Below are 21,941 nucleotides of genomic sequence, written 5' to 3'. Positions count from 1 at the left end.
TCAAGGCGTTGCATGGTAACAGTCTCAGTCCAGGGCATAGTGAGTCTCCTCTGCTATGCCGTTTATAACTGTTACCCATGTGCCCGGTCTAAAGTGTTACCCATGTGCTCGGTTTGTACCGCAAGGCGCACCCTACAGCAAACGCGCCAGTAATTTGGTCGCCATTGATGGCGACCAAAGATGCTTAAATGCACAATGCCCTGTAGGGTCGCCATTGATGGCGACCTTCAATCTCCACACCGCCCTCACCGCGCATCCCGTACCCGCGCCGCCAGCACCAGCGCCACCACCGCCATCACTAACGCCAGCCAGTACACCGACTCATGACCAAAGCGCTCACTCAGTATCCCCTGAATCAGGCCGGCGATAATCAACCCGGTTGAAATTGAGGTAGTGAACATGGTGGTCGCCGCACCGGCACGGCCCGGCATCAAATCCTGAAACCACAGCATGCCAATGCCAGCGATGATGCCGATGAACGCGGCGTTAAACAGCTGCAGCACCATCAGCGCGGTTTGAGAACGGAACAGCACCAGCCCGAGATAAAATACAATCGCCGCTACCAGCGCCAGCAACATCAGCTTGCGCTTGCCGTAGCGCTTCGCGTAATGGCCGGCCAGCAGCATGATCGGGATCTCCAGCCCGGCGGCGGTGCCCATCAGCAGACCCGCCAGCTTCTCCGGCAGGCCAAGGGTTGCGCTGATATACAGCGGCATATCAATGATATACATGGTATTACACGCCCACATCACCACCGAGGCAATAAACAGCAGCCGCACCTGGCTGTCTTTCCACGGGCTGAGCTGCATCAGCACCTGCTCCGGCGTGGCGGCGATGCGCGGCACCGAGGGCAGCGTGCGCCAGATCAGCAGCATACTCAGCAGAAAAATCACCGCCGCCACGCAGAACAGCGTGACGAAGCCGTAGTTGAGCGCCAGCGCGAACGACAGCGGCGGCCCAATCACCCACGCCAGCGACAGCTGGGCGCGCATCACCGAACTGAACATCACTACTTCACGCGCCGACTGATCGGCATATTCACGCGCCAGCGCGAAGATCTGCGGAATCGCCACGCTGGCCAGCGCCGACAGCAGCACACCGAGGGTGATAAGCGTCAGATAGTGACGGTTAAAGGCAAACAGTAGCGCGTTGGCCACCGCCATCAGGCAGCAAAACAGGATCAGATGACGGCGATCGCCACGGTTATCCGAACGCTTCGCCATCAGCAGGCTGATCACGATCCCGGCGACGGCATTGATGGTAAAGAACAGGCCGACCCAGAACGGCCGCACCTGCACCTCGCGCGTCAAAAACAGGCTGAGCGTCGGCGCTTGTAACGCCCCCGCCACGCCGACCATAAACGACACCGCCATAAAGGAGAGGTAAACCGGATTCAGGCGGCGCGGCCGCGGTAACAGCGATTTCATGCAGAAATCCCTTTGAGGAAAAAGACCGGGAAAAAACAGCGTAGAAGATTCCACAGCAAAACGAAAAAAGCCAGCAGAGAAAAACTCCGCTGGCGGTGAAATTGCACCCTACTCAGAAAAGGTTCCACGTCGGCGGAACCGCTGGCAGAGCGCCATTCATTACTGAATGCCTCCCGCTCTTCCATTACCCGCCAGTATGCCTCTAATATGGGGCAGGAAAAACTGAGCGAAGTCGAGAAGGAGTTCCCCTTTTATGTCCTCTGCGCGTCTGCAACAGCAGTTCATTCGCCTGTGGCAACACTGTCAGGGCCAGGATCAGGAAACCACGCTGAGCGAGCTGGCCGAACTGCTGCACTGCTCACGCCGCCACATGCGTAACCTGCTGAACGCCATGCAGGCGGCGGGCTGGCTGATCTGGCAGGCTGAAGCCGGTCGCGGTAAACGCTCGCTGCTGAGCTTCTGCTACACCGGACTGGCGCTACAGCAGCAGCGCGCCGAAGACCTGCTGGAGCAGGATCGCATCGACCAGCTGGTGCAGCTGGTGGGCGATAAAAACCAGGTGCGACAGATGATTGCCGCGCACCTTGGCCGCAGCTTTCGCCAGGGCAAGCATATTCTGCGCGTGCTCTACTACCGGCCCCTGCCTAACCTGCTGCCCGGCTCGCCGCTGCGCCGTTCAGAAACCCATCTGGCGCGACAGATATTCAGCGGCCTGACGCGTATAAATGAGGAAAAGGGGGAAATCGCCGCCGACATTGCCCATCACTGGCAGCAAACCTCTCCGCTGCACTGGCGCTTCTTCCTGCGGCCGGCAATCCGCTTTCATCATGGTCGCGAGCTGGAGATGGAGGATGTCATCGCTTCACTGGAACGGGTGCGCAGCCAGCCGCTTTTTTCGCACATCGACCAGCTGCACTCGCCGGCGCCGTGGACGCTGGATATCCATCTCAGCCAGCCGGACTGCTGGCTGCCGTGGCTGCTGGCCAGCGTCAGCGCCATGATTCTGCCGCGTGAGTGGCCGACGCTGCGCCACTTCGCCCGTCAGCCCATTGGCACCGGTCCGTACAGCGTGGTGCGCAATCAGCAAACCCAGCTGAAAATCGCCGCGTTTGATGACTACTTCGGCTACCGCGCGCTGATTGATGATGTCTCGATCTGGGTGCTGCCGGAGATCAGCGATGAGCTGGTCTACGCCGGTGTAAAACTGGAAGGCGAAAACGACGACGAAAAATCGGAAGAGAGTCGCCTTGAAGAGGGCTGCTATTTTCTGCTGTTCGATCAGCGCTCTGAACGCGGGCGCGATGCCGGTTTCCGCCGCTGGGTGAGCGATCTGCTTAATCCTATCGCGCTGCTCAATCATGCCGGCATCGGCTATCAGCGCTACTGGTTCCCGGCTTATGGCCTGCTGCCGCGCTGGCACCATCGGCGCGATATCACCCCAGCCCACAAGCCCGACGGCGTGACCCAGCTGACGCTCAGCTGGTATAGCCACCACGTCGAACACGAGGGCATCGCCAATGCGCTGCGGCCGCTGCTGGCGCAGCAGGACGTCGAGCTGATTACCCGCGAAGTGAGCTACGAAAGCTGGTTCGACGGCGCGGGCGAGAGTGACATCTGGCTGGGCAGCGTCAACTTTACCCTGCCGCTCGACTACGCCCTGTTCGCTCAGCTCTACGAGCTACCGCTGATGCATCACTGTATCCCGCTCGACTGGCAGGCCGACGCCGCGCGCTGGCGTGAGAAAGCGCTGCCGCTGGCGGAGTGGAGCAAACAGCTGGTAAACAGCGACTATCTGCATCCGCTGTTTCATCACTGGCTGCTGCTGGAGGGCCAGCGCAGCATGCGTGGCGTGCGGCTGAATACGCTCGGCTGGTTTGACTTCAAGTCCGCCTGGTTCGCCCCGCCGGAGCTGTAAAAAGGGCAGCATCGGACAACACGACCGGCAGGTGAACCTTTCGCGTTGTCCTGTAAATGTCTAGAATATGTCGTTCTCAACGGGGTGCCGGTTAACTGGCTGAGAGAGACCCGTCGAACCTGATCCGGCTCGTACCGGCGTAGGGATTTGAGATGCTCCGCCCTCAGATCCTTTGCGACGCAACCTTACCTTCTCCTTAAGGAACGCAAAGTGTTAAATAAAGTTCTGCCCCTGTTGCTGCTGATCGCGGCGCCGGCTCTGGCGGCCAAACCCGTCCTCACCGTGTATACCTACGACTCGTTCGCCGCCGACTGGGGCCCCGGTCCGGCAGTGAAAAAAGCCTTTGAGGCCCGGTGCGGCTGTGAGCTGAACTATGTGGCGCTGGAGGATGGCGTATCGCTGCTTAATCGCCTGCGTATGGAAGGAAAGAACAGCAAGGCCGACGTGGTGCTGGGGCTGGACAATAACCTGATTCAGGCGGCGGAAAAAACCGGCCTGTTCAGCAAAAGCACGGTGGATACTCATGCACTGCAGCTGCCGGACGGCTGGCACAATGACACTTTTATCCCGTTTGATTACGGCTACTTCGCGTTCGTTTACGACAAAAACAAGCTAAAGAATCCGCCGCACAGCCTGAAGGAGCTGGTCGAAAGCCCGGAAAAATGGCGGGTGATTTATGAAGACCCGCGCACCAGCACGCCGGGGCTCGGTCTGCTGCTGTGGATGCAGAAAGTGTACGGCGATGACGCGCCGGCGGCCTGGCAGAAGCTAGCCAGCAAAACCGTGACCGTCACCAAAGGCTGGAGCGAAGCTTATGGTCTGTTCCTCAAAGGCGAAAGCGATCTGGTGCTGAGCTATACCACCTCGCCGGCTTACCACATTATTGAAGAAAAAAAGGATAACTACGCCGCCGCGCCGTTCAGCGAAGGCCACTATCTGCAGGTAGAAGTGGGCGCGCAGCTCGCCAGCAGCAAACAGCCGCAGCTGGCGCAGCAATTCATGCAGTTTATGGTGTCGCCAGCGTTTCAGAGCACCATTCCCACCGGCAACTGGATGTATCCGGTGATCAAAAGCGATTTACCCGCCGGTTATCAGGCGTTGCCGGTGCCTGCGAATGCGCTGCAATACACCCCGACAGAGGTGGCTGACCATCGCGCGGCGTGGATTAGCGCGTGGCAGCGCGCCGTCAGCCGCTGATGCCCGGCTGGCTGCTGCCCGGAGCGCTTAGCGCACTGCTATTGTGTGCGGTCGCGCTGCTGGCGCTCGGTGCCCTGCTGCTTGCCACGCCGGCCACTGACTGGCGCGCGCTGCTCAGCGATAGCTATCTGCACCATGTGCTGGCGTTCTCCTTTGAGCAGGCGCTGCTGTCAGCGCTGCTCTCGGTGCTGCCGGCCATTCTGCTGGCCCGCGCGCTCTATCGCCGCCGTTTTACCGGCCGCACCCTGCTGCTGCGCCTGTGCGCCATGACGCTGGTGCTGCCGGTGCTGGTCGCCGTATTCGGTCTGCTGAGCGTCTACGGGCGCAGCGGCTGGCTGGCGCAGCTGTGCACCACAGTCGGTATCGATTATCACTTCTCGCCCTATGGCCTGCAGGGCATTTTGCTGGCGCACGTGTTCTTTAATCTGCCGCTGGCGACGCGCATGCTGCTGCAGGCGCTGGAGAGCATTCCCGGCGAGCAGCGCCAGCTGGCGGCGCAGCTCGGTCTGCGCGGCTGGTCGCTGTTTCGCCTGTTGGAGTGGCCGTGGCTGCGCCGTCCGCTACTGCCAACGGCGGCGCTGATCTTTATGCTGTGCTTCGCCAGTTTTGCCACCGTGCTGGCACTGGGCGGCGGTCCGCAGGCCACCACGCTGGAGCTGGCCATTTATCAGGCGCTTAGCTTTGATTACGATCCCGGCCGCGCCGCGCTGCTGGCATTGTTGCAGCTCGGCTGCTGTTTGCTGCTGGTGCTGCTCAGCCAGCGCTTCAGTAAAGCGATTCCGGCCGGTAGCCAGACGGTGCGCGGCTGGCGCGATCCGCAGGATTCCTGGCGCGCACGCGTCGCGGATACGTTGCTGATTACGCTGGCGCTACTGTTACTGCTGCCACCGCTGGCGGCGGTGCTGGTCGACGGCTTACGCGGCGGCATTGCCGGCGCGCTGCAACAGCCCGCGCTGTGGCAGGCCACATGGACGTCGCTGCGTATCGCACTCGGTGCCGGTGTGCTGTGCGTGCTGCTGACCATGATGCTGCTGTGGAGCAGTCGCGAACTGCGCCAGCGTCAGCAGCGCTTCGCCGCGCAGGCCATGGAACTCAGCGGAATGCTGATTCTGGCGATGCCGGGCATCGTGCTGGCAAGCGGGTTCTTCCTGCTGTTCAATGCCACCGTTGGCCTGCCGCAGCGTGCCGATGCGCTGGTGATCTTCACCAACGCGCTGATCGCCATCCCCTACGCCATGAAAGTGCTGGAAAATCCGATGCGCGATCTCAGCGCGCGCTACGCTCAGCTGTGCGCCTCGCTGGGCATCAGTGGGTTTACTCGCCTGCGGCTGATTGAACTGCGGGCGCTGAAACGTCCGCTGGCACAGGCGCTGGCCTTTGCCTGCGTGCTGTCGATTGGGGATTTCGGCGTGGTAGCGCTGTTCGGCAGCGCCGATTTCCGCACCCTGCCGTTTTATCTGTTCCAGCAGATTGGCGCCTATCGCGGTGCCGATGGCGCGGTGACCGCGCTGCTACTGCTGCTGTTATGCCTGCTGCTGTTTACGCTGATGGAAAAATTACCGGGTCGCCATGCTGACACTGAATAACCTTACTTATCTCTACCAGCATCTGCCGATGCGCTTCAGCTTTAGCGCACAGGCCGGTGAACGTCTCGCCATTCTCGGCCCGAGCGGCGCGGGCAAAAGTACCCTGCTGAGCCTGCTCGGCGGCTTTCTGCCGGTGAGTCAGGGCAGCCTGCTGATCGATGGCGTCGACCACACCCGTAGCGTGCCTTCCGCGCGACCAGTATCGATGCTGTTTCAGGAGAACAATCTGTTTCCGCACCTGACGGTGCAGCAAAATCTGGGGCTGGGCCTGCATCCCGGCCTGAAGCTGACGCGCGAACAGCAGCAGCAGGTACAGCAGATTGCGGAGCAGACCGGGCTGGAATCGATGCTGACGCGTCTGCCCGGCCAGCTCTCCGGCGGTCAGCGACAGCGCGTGGCACTGGCGCGCTGCCTGCTGCGCAATCAGCCGGTACTGCTGCTGGACGAACCGTTTTCGGCACTCGATCCGGCGCTGCGCAGCGAGATGCTGCAGCTGGTGCGCGCGGTGTGCGAGGCGCGCACTATCACGCTGCTGATGGTGTCGCACAGTCTGGAGGATGCGCAGCAGATTGCGTCACGCAGCCTGGTGATTGTTGACGGTCGGGTGTACTGGGATGGCAGCACCGCCAGCCTGCTGCGCGGTGAAAGCCCGGCGGCCGCCATCCTTGGCGTCCAGCCGCGTTAAGCGAAGAACACTTTCCACAGTAGCTGCAGGAAAATCGGCATCATCGGGTGGAACAGCAGCGCAATAAAGGCACCCACACCGATGAGCGCCATCAGCGGAGCCAGCCAGCGCAGCCGCGCCAGTGGCAGATAAGGCGTGGCCCAGTCGACGCTTTTGCCACTGCGCCACCAGCGCCACAGCAGCCAGCCGCCGATCCACAGCAGCAGCGCCACCGCCAGCAGCAGCCATTTGAAGCTGTCGCCCTGCGCCGCCTGCGGCACGTCGATCGCCACGCCCGCCAGAATGCCCGGCATCAGGTAGGCCGGCGGCCACAGGATGCAGCCGATAATGTTCGGCGGCAGGAATTTACGCACCGGCAGCTCCAGCATGCCGGCCGCCAGCGGAATCAGCGGACGCGTCGGTCCGACAAAGCGCCCCACGAGGATGGTAAACATGCTGTGCTGATGCAGCGCGTGCTCGGTTTTATCCAGCAGCCCTTTATATTTTTGCAGGTATTTCCAGCGGTGCAGCGGTCCCTGGAATTTCCAGCCAATGCCGTACGACACCCAGTCGCCAATCAGACAGCCGGCCAGCCCGGCGGCCCACGCCGGATAGAGCCCGATTTGTCCGCTGCCCACCAGCGCGCCGAGGCTGGCCATCAGGACCGTTCCCGGCAGCAGCAGGCCGACAAACGCCAGCGACTCAAGAAAAGTCACCAGCGCCACGGCAATCAGCGCGTACTCCAGCGATTGCGTAAACAGGTGTTGGATCCAGGCTTCCATAACTATCCTCTGCGGAATATAGAGGCTGGATTGTCCTGAGACAGCCCCACAGCGTCAAGCAATTCCCCGCGCTGCCGCACGCCCGCGCCGCGCAGACGACGGCACCACCGGCAGTACACTGTATAAACATCCATGATATACTGAAATGAATTCATTCTCCGGAGTTAACGTGACCGAACCGCGCGCAGGATTTTTGCTGACTCGCCACTGGCGGGATACCCCGACCGGCAGCGAAGTGGTGCTGTGGCTGGCCACCGACCAGGGCCCGCAGCGCCTGGTGCTGCCTGCGCAGGAGTCAGTGGCGTTTATTCCCCGGGAGTTCCAGGCGCAAACCGAAGCGCTGATTCGCGACGAGCGCCATACGCGCCTGCAACCGCTGGATCTGAAAGATTTTCGGCGCCGACCGGTGCTGGGACTCTATTGCCGCAGCCACCGACAGCTGCAAAGCATCGAAAAACGCCTGCGTGAAAACGGCATTGCGGTGTATGAAGCAGATATCCGCCCGCCGGAACGCTACCTGATGGAGCGCTTTATCACGGCACCGGTGTGGTTCAGCGGCGAGCCGCGCGGCGACAGCCTCGTCAACGCGCGCCTCAAGCCGCATCCCGATTACCGTCCGCAGCTGAAATGGGTGTCGCTCGACATCGAAACCACCGAGCACGGCGAGCTGTACTGCATCGGGCTGGAGGGCTGCGGCCAGCGCCAGGTGTATATGCTCGGCCCGCCGAACGGTGATGCCAGCCAGCTGGATTTTGAGCTGATTTACCTCGACAGCCGGCCACAGCTGCTGGAGCAGCTTAACGCCTGGTTCGCCCGTCACGATCCCGATGTCATCATCGGCTGGAACGTGGTGCAGTTCGACCTGCGCGTGCTGCAAAAACATGCCGACCGCTACGGTATTCCGCTGCGTCTTGGCCGTCAGCAGCAGCCGCTGGAGTGGCGCGAGCACGGCTTTAAGCCCGGCGTGTTCTTCGCTCAGGCCAGCGGCCGGCTGGTGATTGACGGTATCGAGGCGCTGAAATCGGCGTTCTGGGACTTCGCCTCATTCAGCCTGGAAGCGGTGTCGCGCGAGCTGCTGGGCGAAGGCAAAGCCATCAACAATCCGTGGCAGCGCATGGAAGAGATCAACTGGCGCTTTGCCCACGACAAACCGGCGCTGGCCACCTACAACCTGAAGGATTGCGAGCTGGTTACGCGTATTTTCCAGCACACCGCTATCATGCCGTTTTTGCTGGAGCGCGCCACCGTCAATGGCCTGGCGGTGGATCGCCACGGCGGATCGGTGGCGGCGTTCAGCCACCTGTATATTCCGCGAATGCACCGCGCCGGCTTTGTCGCGCCTAATCTCGGCGAAGTGGCACCGGAAGCCAGCCCTGGCGGCTACGTGATGGATTCGCGCCCCGGACTGTATGATTCGGTGCTGGTGCTGGATTATAAAAGCCTCTATCCGTCGATCATCCGCACCTTTCTGATCGATCCGGTCGGGCTGGTCGAAGGCCTGGCGCATCCGGATGACGCCGATTCGGTTCCCGGTTTTCGCCACGCGCGCTTTTCGCGCCGCACCCACTGTTTACCGGCGATTGTCGGGCAGATCTGGCAGGGGCGCGAGGCCGCCAAACGCGATGGCAACCAGCCGCTGTCGCAGGCGCTGAAGATCATCATGAACGCTTTTTATGGCGTACTTGGCACCAGCGCCTGTCGCTTTTTCGATCCGCGCCTCGCTTCGTCGATTACCCTGCGCGGCCACGCCATCATGCAGCAAACGCGTGAGCTGATTGAAGCCGAAGGTTTTGACGTGATTTACGGTGACACCGATTCTACTTTTGTCTGGCTGAAAAGCGCCCACAGCGAAGCCGATGCCGCCGCGATCGGCCAGCGGCTGGCCGGGCACGTGAATCGCTGGTGGCAACAGCATCTGCAGCAGACTTACGGTCTCGACAGCGCGCTGGAGCTGGAGTACGAAACCCACTTCAGCCGCTTCCTGATGCCAACCATTCGCGGCGCCGAACAGGGCAGTAAAAAGCGCTACGCCGGACTGATTCGCCGCGACGGCGACGAACGGCTGGTGTTTAAGGGGCTGGAATCGGTGCGCACCGACTGGACGCCGCTGGCGCAGCAGTTCCAGCAGACGCTGTATGGCCGCATCTTCCGCGGTGAACCCTGGCAGGACTACATTCGCGACACCGTGGCACAGCTGCTGGCCGGCGAACTGGACGATCTGCTGGTGTATAAAAAGCGCCTGCGCCGGCCGCTGAAAGATTACGAACGCAACGTGCCGCCCCACGTGCGTGCCGCGCGCCTCGCCGATGAACATAACCGTAAACTGCAGCGTCCGCTGCAGTATCAGAACGGCGGATCGATCCGCTACGTCATGGCCACCGCCGGGCCGGAGCCGCTGGAAGCGCGCAGCACGCCGCTGGATTACGATCACTACGTCAGCAAGCAGCTGCAGCCGATCGCCGAAGGGATTTTACCGTTTGTCGGCGATGACTTTGCTACACTGATCACCGGGCAACTGGGGCTTTTTTGACAGGTGACGAATGCCCTGCCATCCAGTACCATAGCGCCCTTCCTGATTCTCACCGCGTGCACCAGCTGACCAGATAACTGTCTGGCGGTGGGGTATTGTCTGAGAGCAGGCGAACGTCTTTCTATCTTTTAGAGAATCGAGCAAAAAATATATGGTTTTTACACTGGGTCAACGCTGGATTAGTGATACGGAAAGTGAGCTGGGACTGGGGACAGTCGTGGCGCTGGATACGCGCATGGTCACACTGATGTTTCCCGCCACCGGCGAAAACCGCCTCTATGCCCGTAATGATTCTCCGGTCACCCGCGTGATTTTTAATCCGGGTGATACCGTCACCAGCCACGAAGGCTGGCAGATGCAGGTTGATGAAGTCCGCAACGAAAACGATTTAGTGACTTACATCGGCACGCGTCTTGATACCGACGAAAGCAACGTGGTGCTGCGCGAAGTGATGCTCGACAGCAAACTGGTGTTCAGCAAGCCACAGGATCGCCTGTTTGCTGGCCAGCTGGACCGCATGGATCGCTTTGCCCTGCGCTTCCGCGCACGCAAATACCAGAGCGAACAGTATCGCCTGCCGATCAGCGGCCTGCGCGGCATGCGCACCAACCTGATTCCGCACCAGCTGCACATCGCACATGACGTCGGTCGCCGTCACGCGCCGCGGGTGCTGTTGGCCGATGAAGTCGGCCTCGGTAAAACCATTGAAGCCGGGATGATTATTCAGCAGCAGCTGCTGGCCGGACGCGCCGAGCGCGTGCTGATCGTGGTGCCGGAAACCCTGCAGCACCAGTGGCTGGTAGAAATGCTGCGCCGCTTCAACCTGCGCTTTGCCCTGTTCGACGACGATCGCTACACCGAAGCGCAGCACGACAGCGACAACCCGTTTGATACCGAGCAGCTGATTATCTGCTCGCTGGATTTTGTCCGCCGCAACAAACAACGGCTGGAGCTGCTGGCCGAAGCTGACTGGGATCTGCTGGTCGTCGACGAAGCGCACCATCTGGCGTGGAGCGAAGCCGCGCCGAGCCGCGAATATCAGGTTATCGAACAGCTGGCGGAAAAGACCGCCGGCGTGCTGCTGCTGACCGCGACGCCGGAACAGCTCGGCATGGAGAGCCACTTTGCCCGTCTGCGTCTGCTGGACCCGAATCGTTTCCACGATTTCGCGCAGTTCGTGGCCGAGCAGCAGCACTATCGCCCGGTGGCAGACGCCGTCAGTACGCTGCTGGCCGATCACGCCATCAGCAAAGAGGAGATGAACCTGATCAACGACCTGGTCGGTGAGCAGGATATTGAGCCGCTGCTGCAGGTGGCGAACAGCGATCGCGACGGCAAAGACGACGCGCGCAAAGAGCTGATTTCGATGCTGATGGATCGCCACGGCACCAGCCGCGTGCTGTTCCGTAACACGCGTAACGGCGTGAAGGGCTTCCCGAAACGCGAACTGCATCAGATTCGCCTGCCGCTGCCGGCGCAGTATCAGACGGCGATTAAAGTCTCCGGCATTATGGCGGCGCGCAAAACGGCGGAAGAGCGCGCGCGCGACATGCTGTATCCCGAGCAGATTTATCAGGAATTTGAAGGCGACAGCGGCACCTGGTGGAACTTCGACCCGCGCGTTGAGTGGCTGATGGGCTACCTCACCAGCAACCGTAAAGAGAAAGTGCTGGTGATTTGCGCCAAAGCCGCCACTGCGCTGCAGTTGGAGCAGGTGCTGCGCGAGCGCGAAGGCATCCGCGCCGCGGTGTTCCATGAAGGGCTATCGATTATCGAACGCGACCGCGCGGCCGCCTTCTTCGCTTCGCAGGAAGATGGCGCCCAGGTGCTGCTGTGTTCGGAGATCGGCTCGGAAGGGCGTAACTTCCAGTTCGCCAGCCGGCTGGTGATGTTCGATTTACCGTTTAACCCGGATCTGCTCGAGCAGCGTATCGGCCGTCTCGATCGTATCGGCCAGCTGCATGACATCCAGATTCTGGTGCCGTGGCTGGAGAAAACCGCCCAGGCAGTGCTGCTGCGCTGGTACCATGAAGGGCTGGACGCGTTTGAGCACACCTGCCCGACCGGCCGCACCATCTACGACAGCGCCTACCCGCAGCTGATTGAGTATCTGGCCGCGCCGGACAACCCGCAGGGGCTGGACGACTTCATCGCCCAGAGCCGCAAACAGCATGACACGCTGAAGGCGCAGCTGGAGCAGGGGCGCGACCGTCTGCTGGAGCTGAACTCGAACGGCGGCGAAGCCGCGCAGGCGCTGGCCGATGCCATCGGCGAGCAGGATAACGACACCGAGCTGGTGAACTTTGCGCTCAACCTGTTTGATATCGTCGGCATCAACCAGGAAGATCGCAGCGATAACCTGATCGTCCTGACGCCGTCTGACCACATGCTGGTGCCGGATTTCCCCGGCCTGCCGGAAGATGGCTGCACCGTAACCTTTAACCGTAACCAGGCGCTGTCACGCGAAGATACCCAGTTCATTACCTGGGAACATCCGCTGATTCGCAACGGTCTCGACCTGATTCTCTCCGGCGATACCGGCAGCTGTGCGCTGTCGCTGCTGAAGAACAAGGCGCTGCCGGTCGGCACGCTGCTGGTAGAGATGATCTATGTGGTCGAAGCACAGGCGCCGAAGCACCTGCAGCTTACCCGCTTCCTGCCGCCCACGCCGGTCCGCCTGCTGATGGATCGCGCCGGAAATAACCTCGCCGGCAAGGTGGAATTCGAAAGCTTTAACCGTCAGCTCAACGCAGTCAATCGCCATACCGGCAGCAAGCTGGTGAACGCGGTGCAGCAGGATGTGCATCAAATCCTGACGCAGGCGGAAAAAGTCATCGTACCGGAAGCGCAGGCGCTGATTGCGGCGGCCAAAGCCGAAGCCGATGAGAAGCTGAGCGCCGAGCTGTCGCGCCTCGAAGCGCTGAAAGCGGTCAACCCCAACATCCGTGATGATGAGGTTGATGCGCTGGAGAGCAACCGCGAGCAGGTGCTGGCCAGCCTCGGTGAAGCCGGCTGGCGGCTGGATGCGCTGCGTCTGATCGTTGTGACACACCAATAATCGCTGAGGCCGCGCCCAATCATGCTGATGGAACCCTACAATCCGCCGCTCGACCCCTGGCTGCATATTCTGTATCAGGACGAGCACATCATGGTGGTTAACAAGCCGAGCGGTTTGCTGTCGGTGCCTGGCCGCCTTGAGGAGCACAAGGACAGCGTGATGACGCGCATCCAGCGTGATTTTCCGCAGGCGGAGTCGGTGCACCGGCTCGATATGGCCACCAGCGGTGTGATTGTGGTGGCGCTGACCAAGGCGGCCGAGCGCGAGCTGAAGCGGCAGTTTCGCGAGCGCGAGCCCGCGAAGCAGTACGTGGCGCGCGTCTGGGGACATCCGGCGGCGGAACAGGGTATGATCGATCTGCCGCTGATTTGCGACTGGCCTAACCGGCCGAAGCAGATGGTGAGTGTGGAGCTGGGTAAGCCGGCGCAGACGGAGTATCAGGTGCTGGCGTATGACGCCGATAACAGCGCGCGGGTGCAGCTGAAGCCGATCACCGGCCGTTCCCACCAGCTGCGCGTGCATCTGCTGGCGCTGGGGCATCCGATTCTCGGCGATCGCTTCTATGCCCATCCCGAGGCGTTAGCCATGGCGCCACGCCTGCAGCTGCACGCCGAATCGCTGACCATTACCCATCCGGCGTTTGGCAACAGCATGACGTTTCGCCAGCCGGCCGATTTTTAAGGGGCCGCAGCCCCTTATTTAAAGCCCTTCTCTTTGCGAATCAGGTCGTACGCGGCCTGAATCTCCTGCGCTTTCTGCTTCGCCATCTCCATCATCTCCGGCGGCAGACCTTTCGCCACCAGCTTATCCGGATGGTGCTCGGCCATCAGCTTGCGGTAAGCGCGCTTGATGGTGGTGCTGTCGTCGCTGCTTTTCACCCCCAGCACGCTGCAGGCATCTTCCAGCGTAGGGCCACGTTTCGCCTGCTGATAAGCGCCGCCGCCATACGACGAACCGCCACCAAACTGCTGACCGCCCTCCATCATGCGCAGGAACTGGTCGAACTGCGCGCGGGAAATCCCCAGCTCTTCCGCGATGACGTATAGCACCTGACGCTCGTTGGGATGCAGCGAACCATCAGCAAACGCCGCCTGGATTTGAATTTCCAGAAACATCCGAATCAGATCGAAACGGCCAAAGCAGGCGCTGCGCAGCTCGCGCAGTTTATTACGTAACGGATATTCGCTCTGCTTACCCTCACGAAACGCACGCTGCGCCGCGGTACGCGCCTCGCCATGCAGCTGCATGCGATCCATAAATAAAGAGGCAATCTGGATATCCGCTTCGGTGACGCGCCCTTTTGACTTGGTCAGATGGCCCATCACCTGGAACGTGGTGCTGAAGAACAGCGTCTGACGCGCCTGATTATTGGCGAAGTAGCCCTGTCCTTTTACGCTGCGCACTTTGTCAAACAGATGACCAATGATCAGACCCAGTACGATGCCCCAAAAGCCTGCTCCGGAAAGTAAGCCGAGAGCCAGACCAATAACTTTTCCCCAGTAGCGCATAAACTCCTCAATTCGCCATGCTTGCGGCTGAAAATTGCATTATCATACCTGTCATTTATCTCCGCGCCTAACGGCAACGCAGGCAGAGCAGGATTAACACTGGCGCAACGCCGGGCGGTACGTTAGTCTCTGTCCGGATTGTCGGCATGATGCCAGTTTTCATGGAATTATCGAAACCGCGTATGAAAAAACGTATACCTACCCTGCTGGCTACCATGATTGGTGCAGCGCTTTATAGTCAGCATGCACTGGCCGACGATCTGATGTCGCAGTGTATGCTGGGCGTGCCGAGCTACAACCGTCCGCTGGTCAGTGGCGACGCGAATTCGCTGCCGGTAACCATCAACTCTGACTCAGCAAAAGGGAACTATCCGAACGACGCGGTGTTCACCGGTAATGTTGATGTGCAGCAGGGGAACAGCCGTCTGGTTGCCGACGAGATGCAGCTGCATCAGCGTCAGCAGGACGGACAAACGACGCCGGTGCGTACCGTCGATGCGCTGGGTAATGTGCACTATGACGACAACCAGGTCATCCTGAAAGGTCCGAAAGCCTGGTCCAATCTGAACACCAAAGACACCAACGTGTGGAACGGTAATTATCAGATGGTCGGCCGTCAGGGTCGCGGTGATGCTGACCAGATGAAACTGCGCGGTAATAACCGCTATACCATTCTGGAAAACGGCAGCTTTACCTCCTGTCTGCCGGGTTCCAATAGCTGGAGCGTGGTCGGTTCGGAAGTGATTCAGGACCGTGAAGAAGAAGTGGCGGAGATCTGGAATGCGCGCTTCAAGCTCGGCAACGTGCCGGTGTTTTACAGCCCGTATCTGCAACTGCCGATTGGCGACCGCCGCCGCTCCGGCTTCCTGATCCCCAACGCGAAATACGGCAGCAACAACGGCTTCGAATTCATGCTGCCGTACTACTGGAACATCGCGCCTCAGGCCGATGCCACTATTACGCCGCACTACATGAGCAAGCGCGGTCTGCAGTTGCAGAACGAGTTCCGCTACCTGACGCAGTTTGGTGCCGGCCTGTTAGAGCTGGACTATCTGCCGTCTGACAATCAGTACAACAAAGATAAAGCCGCGCGACCGTCGGTGCAGAACGACAGCAACGACGACCGCTGGCTGTTCTACTGGCGTCACTCCGGCGTCTACGATCAGCACTGGCGCTTCAACGCGGACTACACCAAAGTCAGCGATCCTTATTACTTCAACGACCTGGATTCGAAGTACTACAGCTCGACTGACGGCTACGCCACGCAGAAATTCAGCGTAGGCTACGCTGACACCAACTGGGATGCGACGCTGTCCAGCAAAGACTTCCAGGTGTTTGGTAATACCAGCAGCCAGAACGTGTACCGGGCGATGCCGCAGCTGGATGTCAATCTGTACCAGAACGATATCGGGCCGTTTGACGGTCGCATCTATGCGCAGGCCGTGAAGTTCACTAACGTCAGTAACCGAATGCCGGAAGCGACGCGTTTGCACATCGAGCCAACGCTCAACCTGCCGCTGTCCAACGGCTGGGCCAGCCTGGATACCGAGGCAAAGCTGCTGGCGACGCATTACCAGCAGGATAACGTTAATTACTACAACGAAAATATCGATACCACCCGCACCAATCAGCTGAAAGAGTCGGTCAACCGCACCCTGCCACAGTTCAAGGTAGATGGTCGCCTGGTATTTGACCGCAATATGGACTGGGCCGAAGGCTACACCCAGACGCTGGAACCGCGCGTGCAGTACCTGTATATCCCGTACCGCAACCAGAGCAACATCTATCCGTACGACTCCACGCTGCTGCAGACCGACTACACCGGCCTGTTCCGCGATCGCACCTACAGCGGCCTCGATCGTATCGCTTCGTCAAACGAAGTGGCGACCGGCGTGACCACGCGTATTTATGATAACGATCTGGTTGAACGTTTTAACGTTTCCGTGGGTCAAATCTACTCGTTTACCCCGTCTCGTACCGGCGTAAACCAGACGAATAAAGAAGATGATACCGGTAGCCTGGTGTGGGCGGGTGATACTTACTGGAAAGTCAGCGATCGCTGGGGCGTACGCGGTGGCCTGCAATACGATACGCGGCTGGACAACGTTTCCCAGGGCAATGCCATTGTGGAATACCGTCGTGATGCCGACCGTATGGTGCAGTTGAGCTATCGCTACAGTAGCCCGGAGTATGTGGCGCAGGCGTTGAATAACCCCAGCTATGTCACTAACCCGATCTACAAAAACGGTATCTCGCAGGTGGGCGCCACGGCCAGCTGGCCGATTGCCGATGCCTGGTCGCTGGTGGGTGGTTACTACTATGACACCCGCAACAGCCGTCCGGCCGAGCAGCTAGTCGGTCTGCAGTACAGCTCCTGCTGCTACGCCATTCGTCTGGGTTACGAACGCAAGATCAACGGTTGGGAAAACAACGACAGCAAGTATGACAACCAAATCTCATTCAACATTGAGCTGCGTGGTCTGAGTTCTAACTATGGCTTAGGCACCAATGAAATGCTGCGTCAGGGCATCATCCCTTATCAGCGCGCTTTCTGATGTTGTGATATTTGACAGGCTATCCCGCAGTGCGGAAACAACAATGGATAAAGTATGAAGAACTGGAGAATGCTGATTCTTGGTGTGGCGATCACCGCTAACACTGCGTTCGCAGCCCCACAGATGGTCGATAAAGTTGCCGCAGTCGTGAACAACGGCGTGGTGCTGGAAAGTGACGTAGACAACATGCTGCGCACGGTGAAGTCACAGGCGCAGCAGGCTGGTCAGCAGCTGCCGGATGACAAAACCCTGCGTCATCAGATCCTTGAACGCCAGGTCATGGACGCCATCATTCTGCAGATGGGCGAAAAAGCCGGTCTGCAGGTGAGCGATCAGCAACTGGATCAGGCGATCCAGAACATCGCCGCGCAGAACCGCATGAGCGTTGATCAGCTGCGCAGCCGTCTGGCCTATGACGGGATGAACTACAACGATTATCGCGCGCAGATCCGCAAAGAGATGCTGATCTCTGAAGTGCGTAACAATGAAGTGCGCCGTCGCGTCACCATTCTGCCGCAGGAAGTGGATACGCTGGCTAAGCAGATCGGCTCGCAGAATACCCAGGGCACCGAACTTAACATCAGTCAGATTCTGCTGCCGCTGCCGGAAAATCCAACTCAGCAGCAGGTTGATGACCAGGAAGCGCTGGCGCGTCAGCTGGTGGGTGAACTGAAAGGCGGTGCCGATTTCGGTAAACTGGCCGTGACCTACTCTGCCGATCCGCAGGCGCTGAAAGGCGGCAACATGGGCTGGGGCAAAATTGAAGAGCTGCCAACGCTGTTCTCGCAGGCGCTGAGCAGCGCGAAGAAAGGCGACATCGTCGGCCCAATCCGCTCCGGCGTTGGCTTCCATATCCTGAAAGTGAACGACCTGCGCGGTGAGAGCAAAAACATTTCGGTCACCGAAGTGCATGCCCGCCACATTCTGCTGAAGCCGTCACCGATCCTTACCGACGATCAGGCACGTCAGAAGATTGAACAGATCGCCGCAGACATCAAGAGTGGCAAAACCACCTTCGCCGCTGCCGCGAAACAGTTCTCCGACGATCCGGGTTCAGCGAACCAGGGCGGCGACCTTGGCTGGGCGTCACCGGAAATCTACGATCCGGCGTTCCGTGATGCGTTGCTGAAGCTGCAGAAAGGCCAGGTCAGTGCGCCAGTCCACTCCTCCTTCGGCTGGCACCTGATTCAGCTGCTGGATACCCGTCAGGTGGATAAAACCGATGCCGCGCAGAAAGAGCGCGCGTACCGTCTGCTGTTCAACCGTAAGTTTGCCGAAGAAGCGCAAACCTGGATGCAGGAACAGCGCGCCAGTGCTTACGTGAAGATTCTGGATGGCAATGGTCAGTAATTATCGTGTGGCGATCACGCCCGGCGAACCCGCCGGGATTGGTCCCGATCTCGCCGTTGCGCTGGCTCAGCATGACTGGCCGGTTGAGCTGGTGGTGTGCGCAGACGGCGACGTGCTGCGCCAGCGCGCGGCTCAACTGGGTTTGCCGCTGACGCTGCGTGACTATCAGCCCGGCGTGGCACCACAGCCGCAGCAGGCCGGTACGCTGACGCTGCTGCCCATCGCGACGGCGCAGCCGGTGACTGCTGGCGAACTGACGGTCGCCAACGGTCATTACGTACTGGAGACGCTGGCCCGCGCCTGCGACGGCTGCCTCAGCGGCGAGTTTGCCGCGCTGGTGACCGGTCCGGTACACAAAGGCGTGATCAATGACGCCGGCATTCCCTTCACCGGTCACACCGAGTTCTTTGCTGAGCGCGCCGGTGGCGATCGCGTGGTGATGATGCTGGCGACCGAAGCGTTGCGCGTGGCGCTGGCCACCACGCATCTGCCGCTGAAAGATGTCGCAGACGCCATCACCCGTGACAGCCTGCATGAAGTGATCACCATCCTGCATCAGGATTTGCAGCGTAAGTTTGGCATTCCGCAGCCGCATATCTTTGTCTGCGGGCTCAACCCGCATGCTGGCGAAAGCGGTCACATGGGCCGGGAAGAGATCGATACCATCATTCCGGCGCTCGACGAACTGCGCCAGCAGGGCCTGCAGCTCACCGGTCCGTTACCGGCGGATACACTGTTTCAGCCGAAATATCTGCAGCACGCTGATGCGGTGCTGGCGATGTATCACGACCAGGGCCTGCCGGTGCTAAAATTTCAGGGATTTGGTCGCGCGGTGAATATCACCCTCGGCCTGCCATTTATCCGTACCTCTGTTGACCACGGCACCGCGCTGGAACTCGCCGGTCTGGGCAGCGCAGAGCCGGGCAGCTTTATTACGGCGCTTAACCTCGCCATCACTATGATCAAGAGCAGTAATGAATAATCGCGTCCATCAGGGGCACTACGCCCGTAAACGTTTCGGGCAGAACTTCCTGAACGATCAGTACATTATCGACAGCATCGTCTCCGCTATTCATCCGCAAAAGGGTGAAGCCATGGTGGAGATTGGCCCAGGGCTGGGTGCGTTAACCGAGCCGGTGGGCGAGCGTCTTGATGCGCTGACTGTCGTCGAGCTGGACCGCGACCTTGCCGCGCGTTTGCAGACGCACCCGTTCCTCGGTCCTAAGCTGACGATTTATCAGCAGGATGCGATGACCTTCGACTTCTCCGCGCTGTCAAAGGAGCAGGGTCAGCCGCTGCGCGTGTTCGGCAACCTGCCGTACAACATCTCGACGCCGCTGATGTTCCACCTTTTCAGCTATACTGGTTCGATTAAAGATATGCACTTCATGCTGCAGAAAGAGGTGGTTAACCGTCTGGTGGCCGGCCCGGGCAGCAAGGCTTACGGGCGTCTCAGCGTGATGGCGCAATATTATTGTCAGGTGATTCCGGTGCTGGAAGTGCCACCACAATCGTTCACCCCGCCACCGAAAGTGGATTCGGCGGTTGTGCGTCTGGTGCCCTTTACCCAGCCACCGTATCCGGTCAGCGATGTGCGTTTACTGAGCCGTATCACCACCGAAGCGTTTGGTCAGCGACGCAAAACCCTGCGTAACAGCCTGGGACACCTGTTCACGGCCGGTGCGCTGGATGAACTCAACATCGACGCCTCGCTGCGGGCAGAAAATGTCACCGTGGCGCAGTATTGCCAGCTGGCAAACTGGCTGGGCAATCATCAGGCTGAATCTGCGGAGAACTGAGTGCATGAGTGAACTGGCCCGCGTTTGTGTTCAGGTACTGAGTCAGTATGTGGAATCGCAATCCTCTCCCGATGAGGATCGCTACGTGTTCGCCTACACCATCACTATTCGTAATCTCGGGCGCAACAGCGTGCAGCTGCGCAGCCGCTACTGGCTGATCACCAATGGCAACGGGCGCGAGACCGAAGTGCAGGGTGAAGGCGTGGTCGGTGAGCAGCCGCATATCGCGCCCGGCAATGAGTTTCAGTACACCAGCGGTGCGGTTCTGGAAACGCCGATGGGCACCATGCAGGGACACTATGTGATGATCGACGAAGAGGGCGAGACCTTCCACGTGGAGATTCCGGTGTTCCGCCTCGCGGTGCAAACCCACATTCACTAATTCCTCCTCCGCCCGGCCAGTCCGGGCGGCGCGTTTTCATCGGACTGACTTAATGAGTACATACCTGATTGGCGATATTCACGGCTGTTATGACGAATTACGTGCGCTGCTGGCGCAGGTCAATTTCGATGCGCAGCAGGACGAGCTATGGCTGACCGGCGACCTGGTGGCGCGCGGTCCGGGTTCGCTTGAGGTACTGCGCTACGTCAGGTCGCTCGGAGACTGTGTGCGCATAGTGCTGGGCAACCATGACCTGCATTTGCTGGCAGTGTATGCCGGTATCAGCCGTAACAAGCCCAAGGATCGCCTGACGCCCCTGCTGGAAGCGGACGATGCCGACGAGCTGATTAACTGGCTGCGTCGCCAGCCGCTGCTGCAGGTGGATGAAGAGAAAAAGCTGCTGATGGCGCATGCTGGCATTACGCCGCAGTGGGATCTGGAGACGGCACAGCAGTGCGCGCGCGAAGTTGAGGCGGTCTTATCCAGCGACAGCTATCCGCTGTTTCTCGATGCCATGTATGGCGACATGCCGAACAACTGGACACCGGAACTGAGCGGACTGGCGCGCCTGCGTTTCAGCACCAATGCGCTGACGCGCATGCGATTCTGTTTCCCCAATGGTCAGCTCGACATGATTTGCAAAGAGGCGCCCGCCTCAGCGCCGCCGCCGCTGAAACCGTGGTTCCAGGTGCCCGGCAAAATCAGCAGCGATTATACGCAAATCTTTGGTCACTGGGCTTCGCTGGAAGGAAAAGGCACGCCAGAGCATGTGATCGGGCTCGACACCGGCTGCTGCTGGGGCGGAACGCTGACCCTGCTGCACTGGGAGAGTGGCCAGTATTACACCCAGGTCTCGAACCGTGACCAGGCCATGGCGGAAAGCGCGATGAATGCGTCCTCCCCCCTGAGCGATATGCAGTAAACAAAAAGCCCCGCGATGTTAGCGGGGCTTTTTTTGGTCACCATAAATGGCGACCCTACAGCGACCATCTGTACCGTGACAGCCATCAACCTGATATCGCACGGGTTTATCGCGTCATAATCCCTGTCGTTGTAGGGTGCGCATTTAGGTACGACCGGGCACATGGGTAACAGATCAGACCGGGCACACAGGTAACACTTTTTGTGGTCAGTCGATTCGGATAATACGCTTTTCTGCCCGGTCATAATACGCAAGGATGAGCCTGT

At 59.9% G+C, this 21,941-nt stretch carries 16 protein-coding genes and 1 riboswitch; of the genes, 13 read left to right on the top strand and 3 right to left on the bottom strand.

All coding sequences use genetic code 11. The features are described 5' to 3' along the window. Positions 1–245: 245 nt before the first annotated feature. Positions 246–1,427, bottom strand: a complete 1,182-nt coding sequence (locus CBW22_RS22490) for an MFS transporter (RefSeq protein WP_021507575.1) — start codon at positions 1,425–1,427, stop codon at positions 246–248. 253 nt (positions 1,428–1,680) lie between these two features. On the opposite strand from CBW22_RS22490, the gene sgrR reads away from it, so the two are divergent. The 4 genes from sgrR to thiQ all read left to right on the top strand — a co-directional run bounded on the left by sgrR (position 1,681) and on the right by thiQ (position 6,810). Beyond that, a complete protein-coding gene (gene sgrR / locus CBW22_RS22485; protein WP_088517917.1) occupies positions 1,681–3,342 on the top strand; it encodes an HTH-type transcriptional regulator SgrR in 1,662 nt (553 codons plus the stop codon). A 70-nt stretch (positions 3,343–3,412) separates the two neighbouring features. Next, a riboswitch (TPP riboswitch) is annotated at positions 3,413–3,506 on the top strand. A gap of 46 nt (positions 3,507–3,552) precedes the next feature. Continuing rightward, positions 3,553–4,539, top strand: a complete 987-nt coding sequence (gene thiB / locus CBW22_RS22480) for a thiamine ABC transporter substrate binding subunit (protein WP_088517916.1) — start codon at positions 3,553–3,555, stop codon at positions 4,537–4,539. Next, positions 4,515–6,125, top strand: a complete 1,611-nt coding sequence (thiP, locus tag CBW22_RS22475) for a thiamine/thiamine pyrophosphate ABC transporter permease ThiP (RefSeq protein WP_088517915.1) — start codon at positions 4,515–4,517, stop codon at positions 6,123–6,125. The genes thiB and thiP overlap by 25 nt, the downstream gene beginning before the upstream one ends. Next, positions 6,109–6,810: a thiamine ABC transporter ATP-binding protein ThiQ gene (gene thiQ, locus CBW22_RS22470; RefSeq protein ID WP_058774834.1), complete on the top strand. Its 702-nt coding sequence runs from the start codon at positions 6,109–6,111 to the stop codon at positions 6,808–6,810. Before thiP ends, thiQ begins: the two co-directional genes overlap by 17 nt. Here the strand turns inward: thiQ and CBW22_RS22465 are convergent. Next, positions 6,807–7,571: a DedA family protein gene (locus CBW22_RS22465; protein ID WP_021507580.1), complete on the bottom strand. Its 765-nt coding sequence runs from the start codon at positions 7,569–7,571 to the stop codon at positions 6,807–6,809. The genes thiQ and CBW22_RS22465 overlap by 4 nt on opposite strands. A 169-nt stretch (positions 7,572–7,740) precedes the next feature. Between CBW22_RS22465 and polB the strand changes: the two genes are divergently transcribed. The 3 genes from polB to rluA all read left to right on the top strand — a co-directional run bounded on the left by polB (position 7,741) and on the right by rluA (position 13,840). Next, entirely contained in the window at positions 7,741–10,101 is a 2,361-nt protein-coding gene (polB, locus tag CBW22_RS22460; protein WP_088517914.1) for a DNA polymerase II, read from the top strand. A 151-nt stretch (positions 10,102–10,252) separates the two neighbouring features. Then, the gene (gene rapA, locus CBW22_RS22455) at positions 10,253–13,159 is read left to right on the top strand and encodes an RNA polymerase-associated protein RapA (protein WP_088517913.1); all 2,907 of its coding nucleotides are present in this window, start codon (positions 10,253–10,255) and stop codon (positions 13,157–13,159) included. Between the two features lie 21 nt (positions 13,160–13,180). After that, on the top strand, positions 13,181–13,840 hold the full coding sequence (gene rluA, locus CBW22_RS22450) for a bifunctional tRNA pseudouridine(32) synthase/23S rRNA pseudouridine(746) synthase RluA (protein WP_021507583.1): 660 nt from the start codon (positions 13,181–13,183) through the stop codon (positions 13,838–13,840). A 14-nt stretch (positions 13,841–13,854) separates the two neighbouring features. On the opposite strand, the gene djlA is transcribed toward rluA, so the two are convergent. Beyond that, positions 13,855–14,667: a co-chaperone DjlA gene (gene djlA / locus CBW22_RS22445; RefSeq protein ID WP_021312869.1), complete on the bottom strand. Its 813-nt coding sequence runs from the start codon at positions 14,665–14,667 to the stop codon at positions 13,855–13,857. Positions 14,668–14,849: 182 nt separating this feature from the next. Between djlA and lptD the strand changes: the two genes are divergently transcribed. The 6 genes from lptD to apaH are packed head-to-tail and all read left to right on the top strand — an operon-like array spanning position 14,850 to position 21,675. Beyond that, positions 14,850–17,222, top strand: a complete 2,373-nt coding sequence (gene lptD / locus CBW22_RS22440; protein ID WP_230857095.1) for an LPS assembly protein LptD — start codon at positions 14,850–14,852, stop codon at positions 17,220–17,222. A 54-nt stretch (positions 17,223–17,276) separates the two neighbouring features. After that, complete coding sequence (surA, locus tag CBW22_RS22435; protein ID WP_031279707.1) at positions 17,277–18,572, top strand: peptidylprolyl isomerase SurA; 1,296 nt, start codon at positions 17,277–17,279, stop codon at positions 18,570–18,572. Further along, positions 18,562–19,554, top strand: a complete 993-nt coding sequence (gene pdxA, locus CBW22_RS22430) for a 4-hydroxythreonine-4-phosphate dehydrogenase PdxA (protein WP_088517918.1) — start codon at positions 18,562–18,564, stop codon at positions 19,552–19,554. Before surA ends, pdxA begins: the two co-directional genes overlap by 11 nt. Next, on the top strand, positions 19,547–20,371 hold the full coding sequence (gene rsmA, locus CBW22_RS22425; RefSeq protein ID WP_021507587.1) for a 16S rRNA (adenine(1518)-N(6)/adenine(1519)-N(6))-dimethyltransferase RsmA: 825 nt from the start codon (positions 19,547–19,549) through the stop codon (positions 20,369–20,371). The genes pdxA and rsmA overlap by 8 nt, the downstream gene beginning before the upstream one ends. A 4-nt stretch (positions 20,372–20,375) precedes the next feature. After that, the gene (apaG, locus tag CBW22_RS22420; protein ID WP_021507588.1) at positions 20,376–20,753 is read left to right on the top strand and encodes a Co2+/Mg2+ efflux protein ApaG; all 378 of its coding nucleotides are present in this window, start codon (positions 20,376–20,378) and stop codon (positions 20,751–20,753) included. A 52-nt stretch (positions 20,754–20,805) separates the two neighbouring features. Next, the gene (apaH, locus tag CBW22_RS22415; RefSeq protein WP_088517912.1) at positions 20,806–21,675 is read left to right on the top strand and encodes a bis(5'-nucleosyl)-tetraphosphatase (symmetrical) ApaH; all 870 of its coding nucleotides are present in this window, start codon (positions 20,806–20,808) and stop codon (positions 21,673–21,675) included. The last annotated feature ends 266 nt before the right edge of the window (positions 21,676–21,941 follow it).

Origin of the sequence: Pantoea sp. VS1 (genome assembly GCF_002207995.1) — a bacterium.
GTDB classification, from domain to species: domain Bacteria; phylum Pseudomonadota; class Gammaproteobacteria; order Enterobacterales; family Enterobacteriaceae; genus Pantoea; species Pantoea dispersa.
This window is presented reverse-complemented; position numbering and strand designations above follow the sequence as displayed.

Coding starts and splice junctions, on each gene's coding strand:
- pdxA (WP_088517918.1), top strand. CDS start 18,562: ATGGTCAGTAATTATCGTGTGGCGATCACGCCCGGCGAACCCGCCGGG.
- rapA (WP_088517913.1), top strand. CDS start 10,253: ATGGTTTTTACACTGGGTCAACGCTGGATTAGTGATACGGAAAGTGAG.
- lptD (WP_230857095.1), top strand. CDS start 14,850: ATGAAAAAACGTATACCTACCCTGCTGGCTACCATGATTGGTGCAGCG.
- rsmA (WP_021507587.1), top strand. CDS start 19,547: ATGAATAATCGCGTCCATCAGGGGCACTACGCCCGTAAACGTTTCGGG.
- CBW22_RS22465 (WP_021507580.1), bottom strand. CDS start 7,571: ATGGAAGCCTGGATCCAACACCTGTTTACGCAATCGCTGGAGTACGCG.
- apaH (WP_088517912.1), top strand. CDS start 20,806: ATGAGTACATACCTGATTGGCGATATTCACGGCTGTTATGACGAATTA.
- surA (WP_031279707.1), top strand. CDS start 17,277: ATGAAGAACTGGAGAATGCTGATTCTTGGTGTGGCGATCACCGCTAAC.
- CBW22_RS22490 (WP_021507575.1), bottom strand. CDS start 1,427: ATGAAATCGCTGTTACCGCGGCCGCGCCGCCTGAATCCGGTTTACCTC.
- sgrR (WP_088517917.1), top strand. CDS start 1,681: ATGTCCTCTGCGCGTCTGCAACAGCAGTTCATTCGCCTGTGGCAACAC.
- djlA (WP_021312869.1), bottom strand. CDS start 14,667: ATGCGCTACTGGGGAAAAGTTATTGGTCTGGCTCTCGGCTTACTTTCC.
- rluA (WP_021507583.1), top strand. CDS start 13,181: ATGCTGATGGAACCCTACAATCCGCCGCTCGACCCCTGGCTGCATATT.
- apaG (WP_021507588.1), top strand. CDS start 20,376: ATGAGTGAACTGGCCCGCGTTTGTGTTCAGGTACTGAGTCAGTATGTG.
- thiQ (WP_058774834.1), top strand. CDS start 6,109: ATGCTGACACTGAATAACCTTACTTATCTCTACCAGCATCTGCCGATG.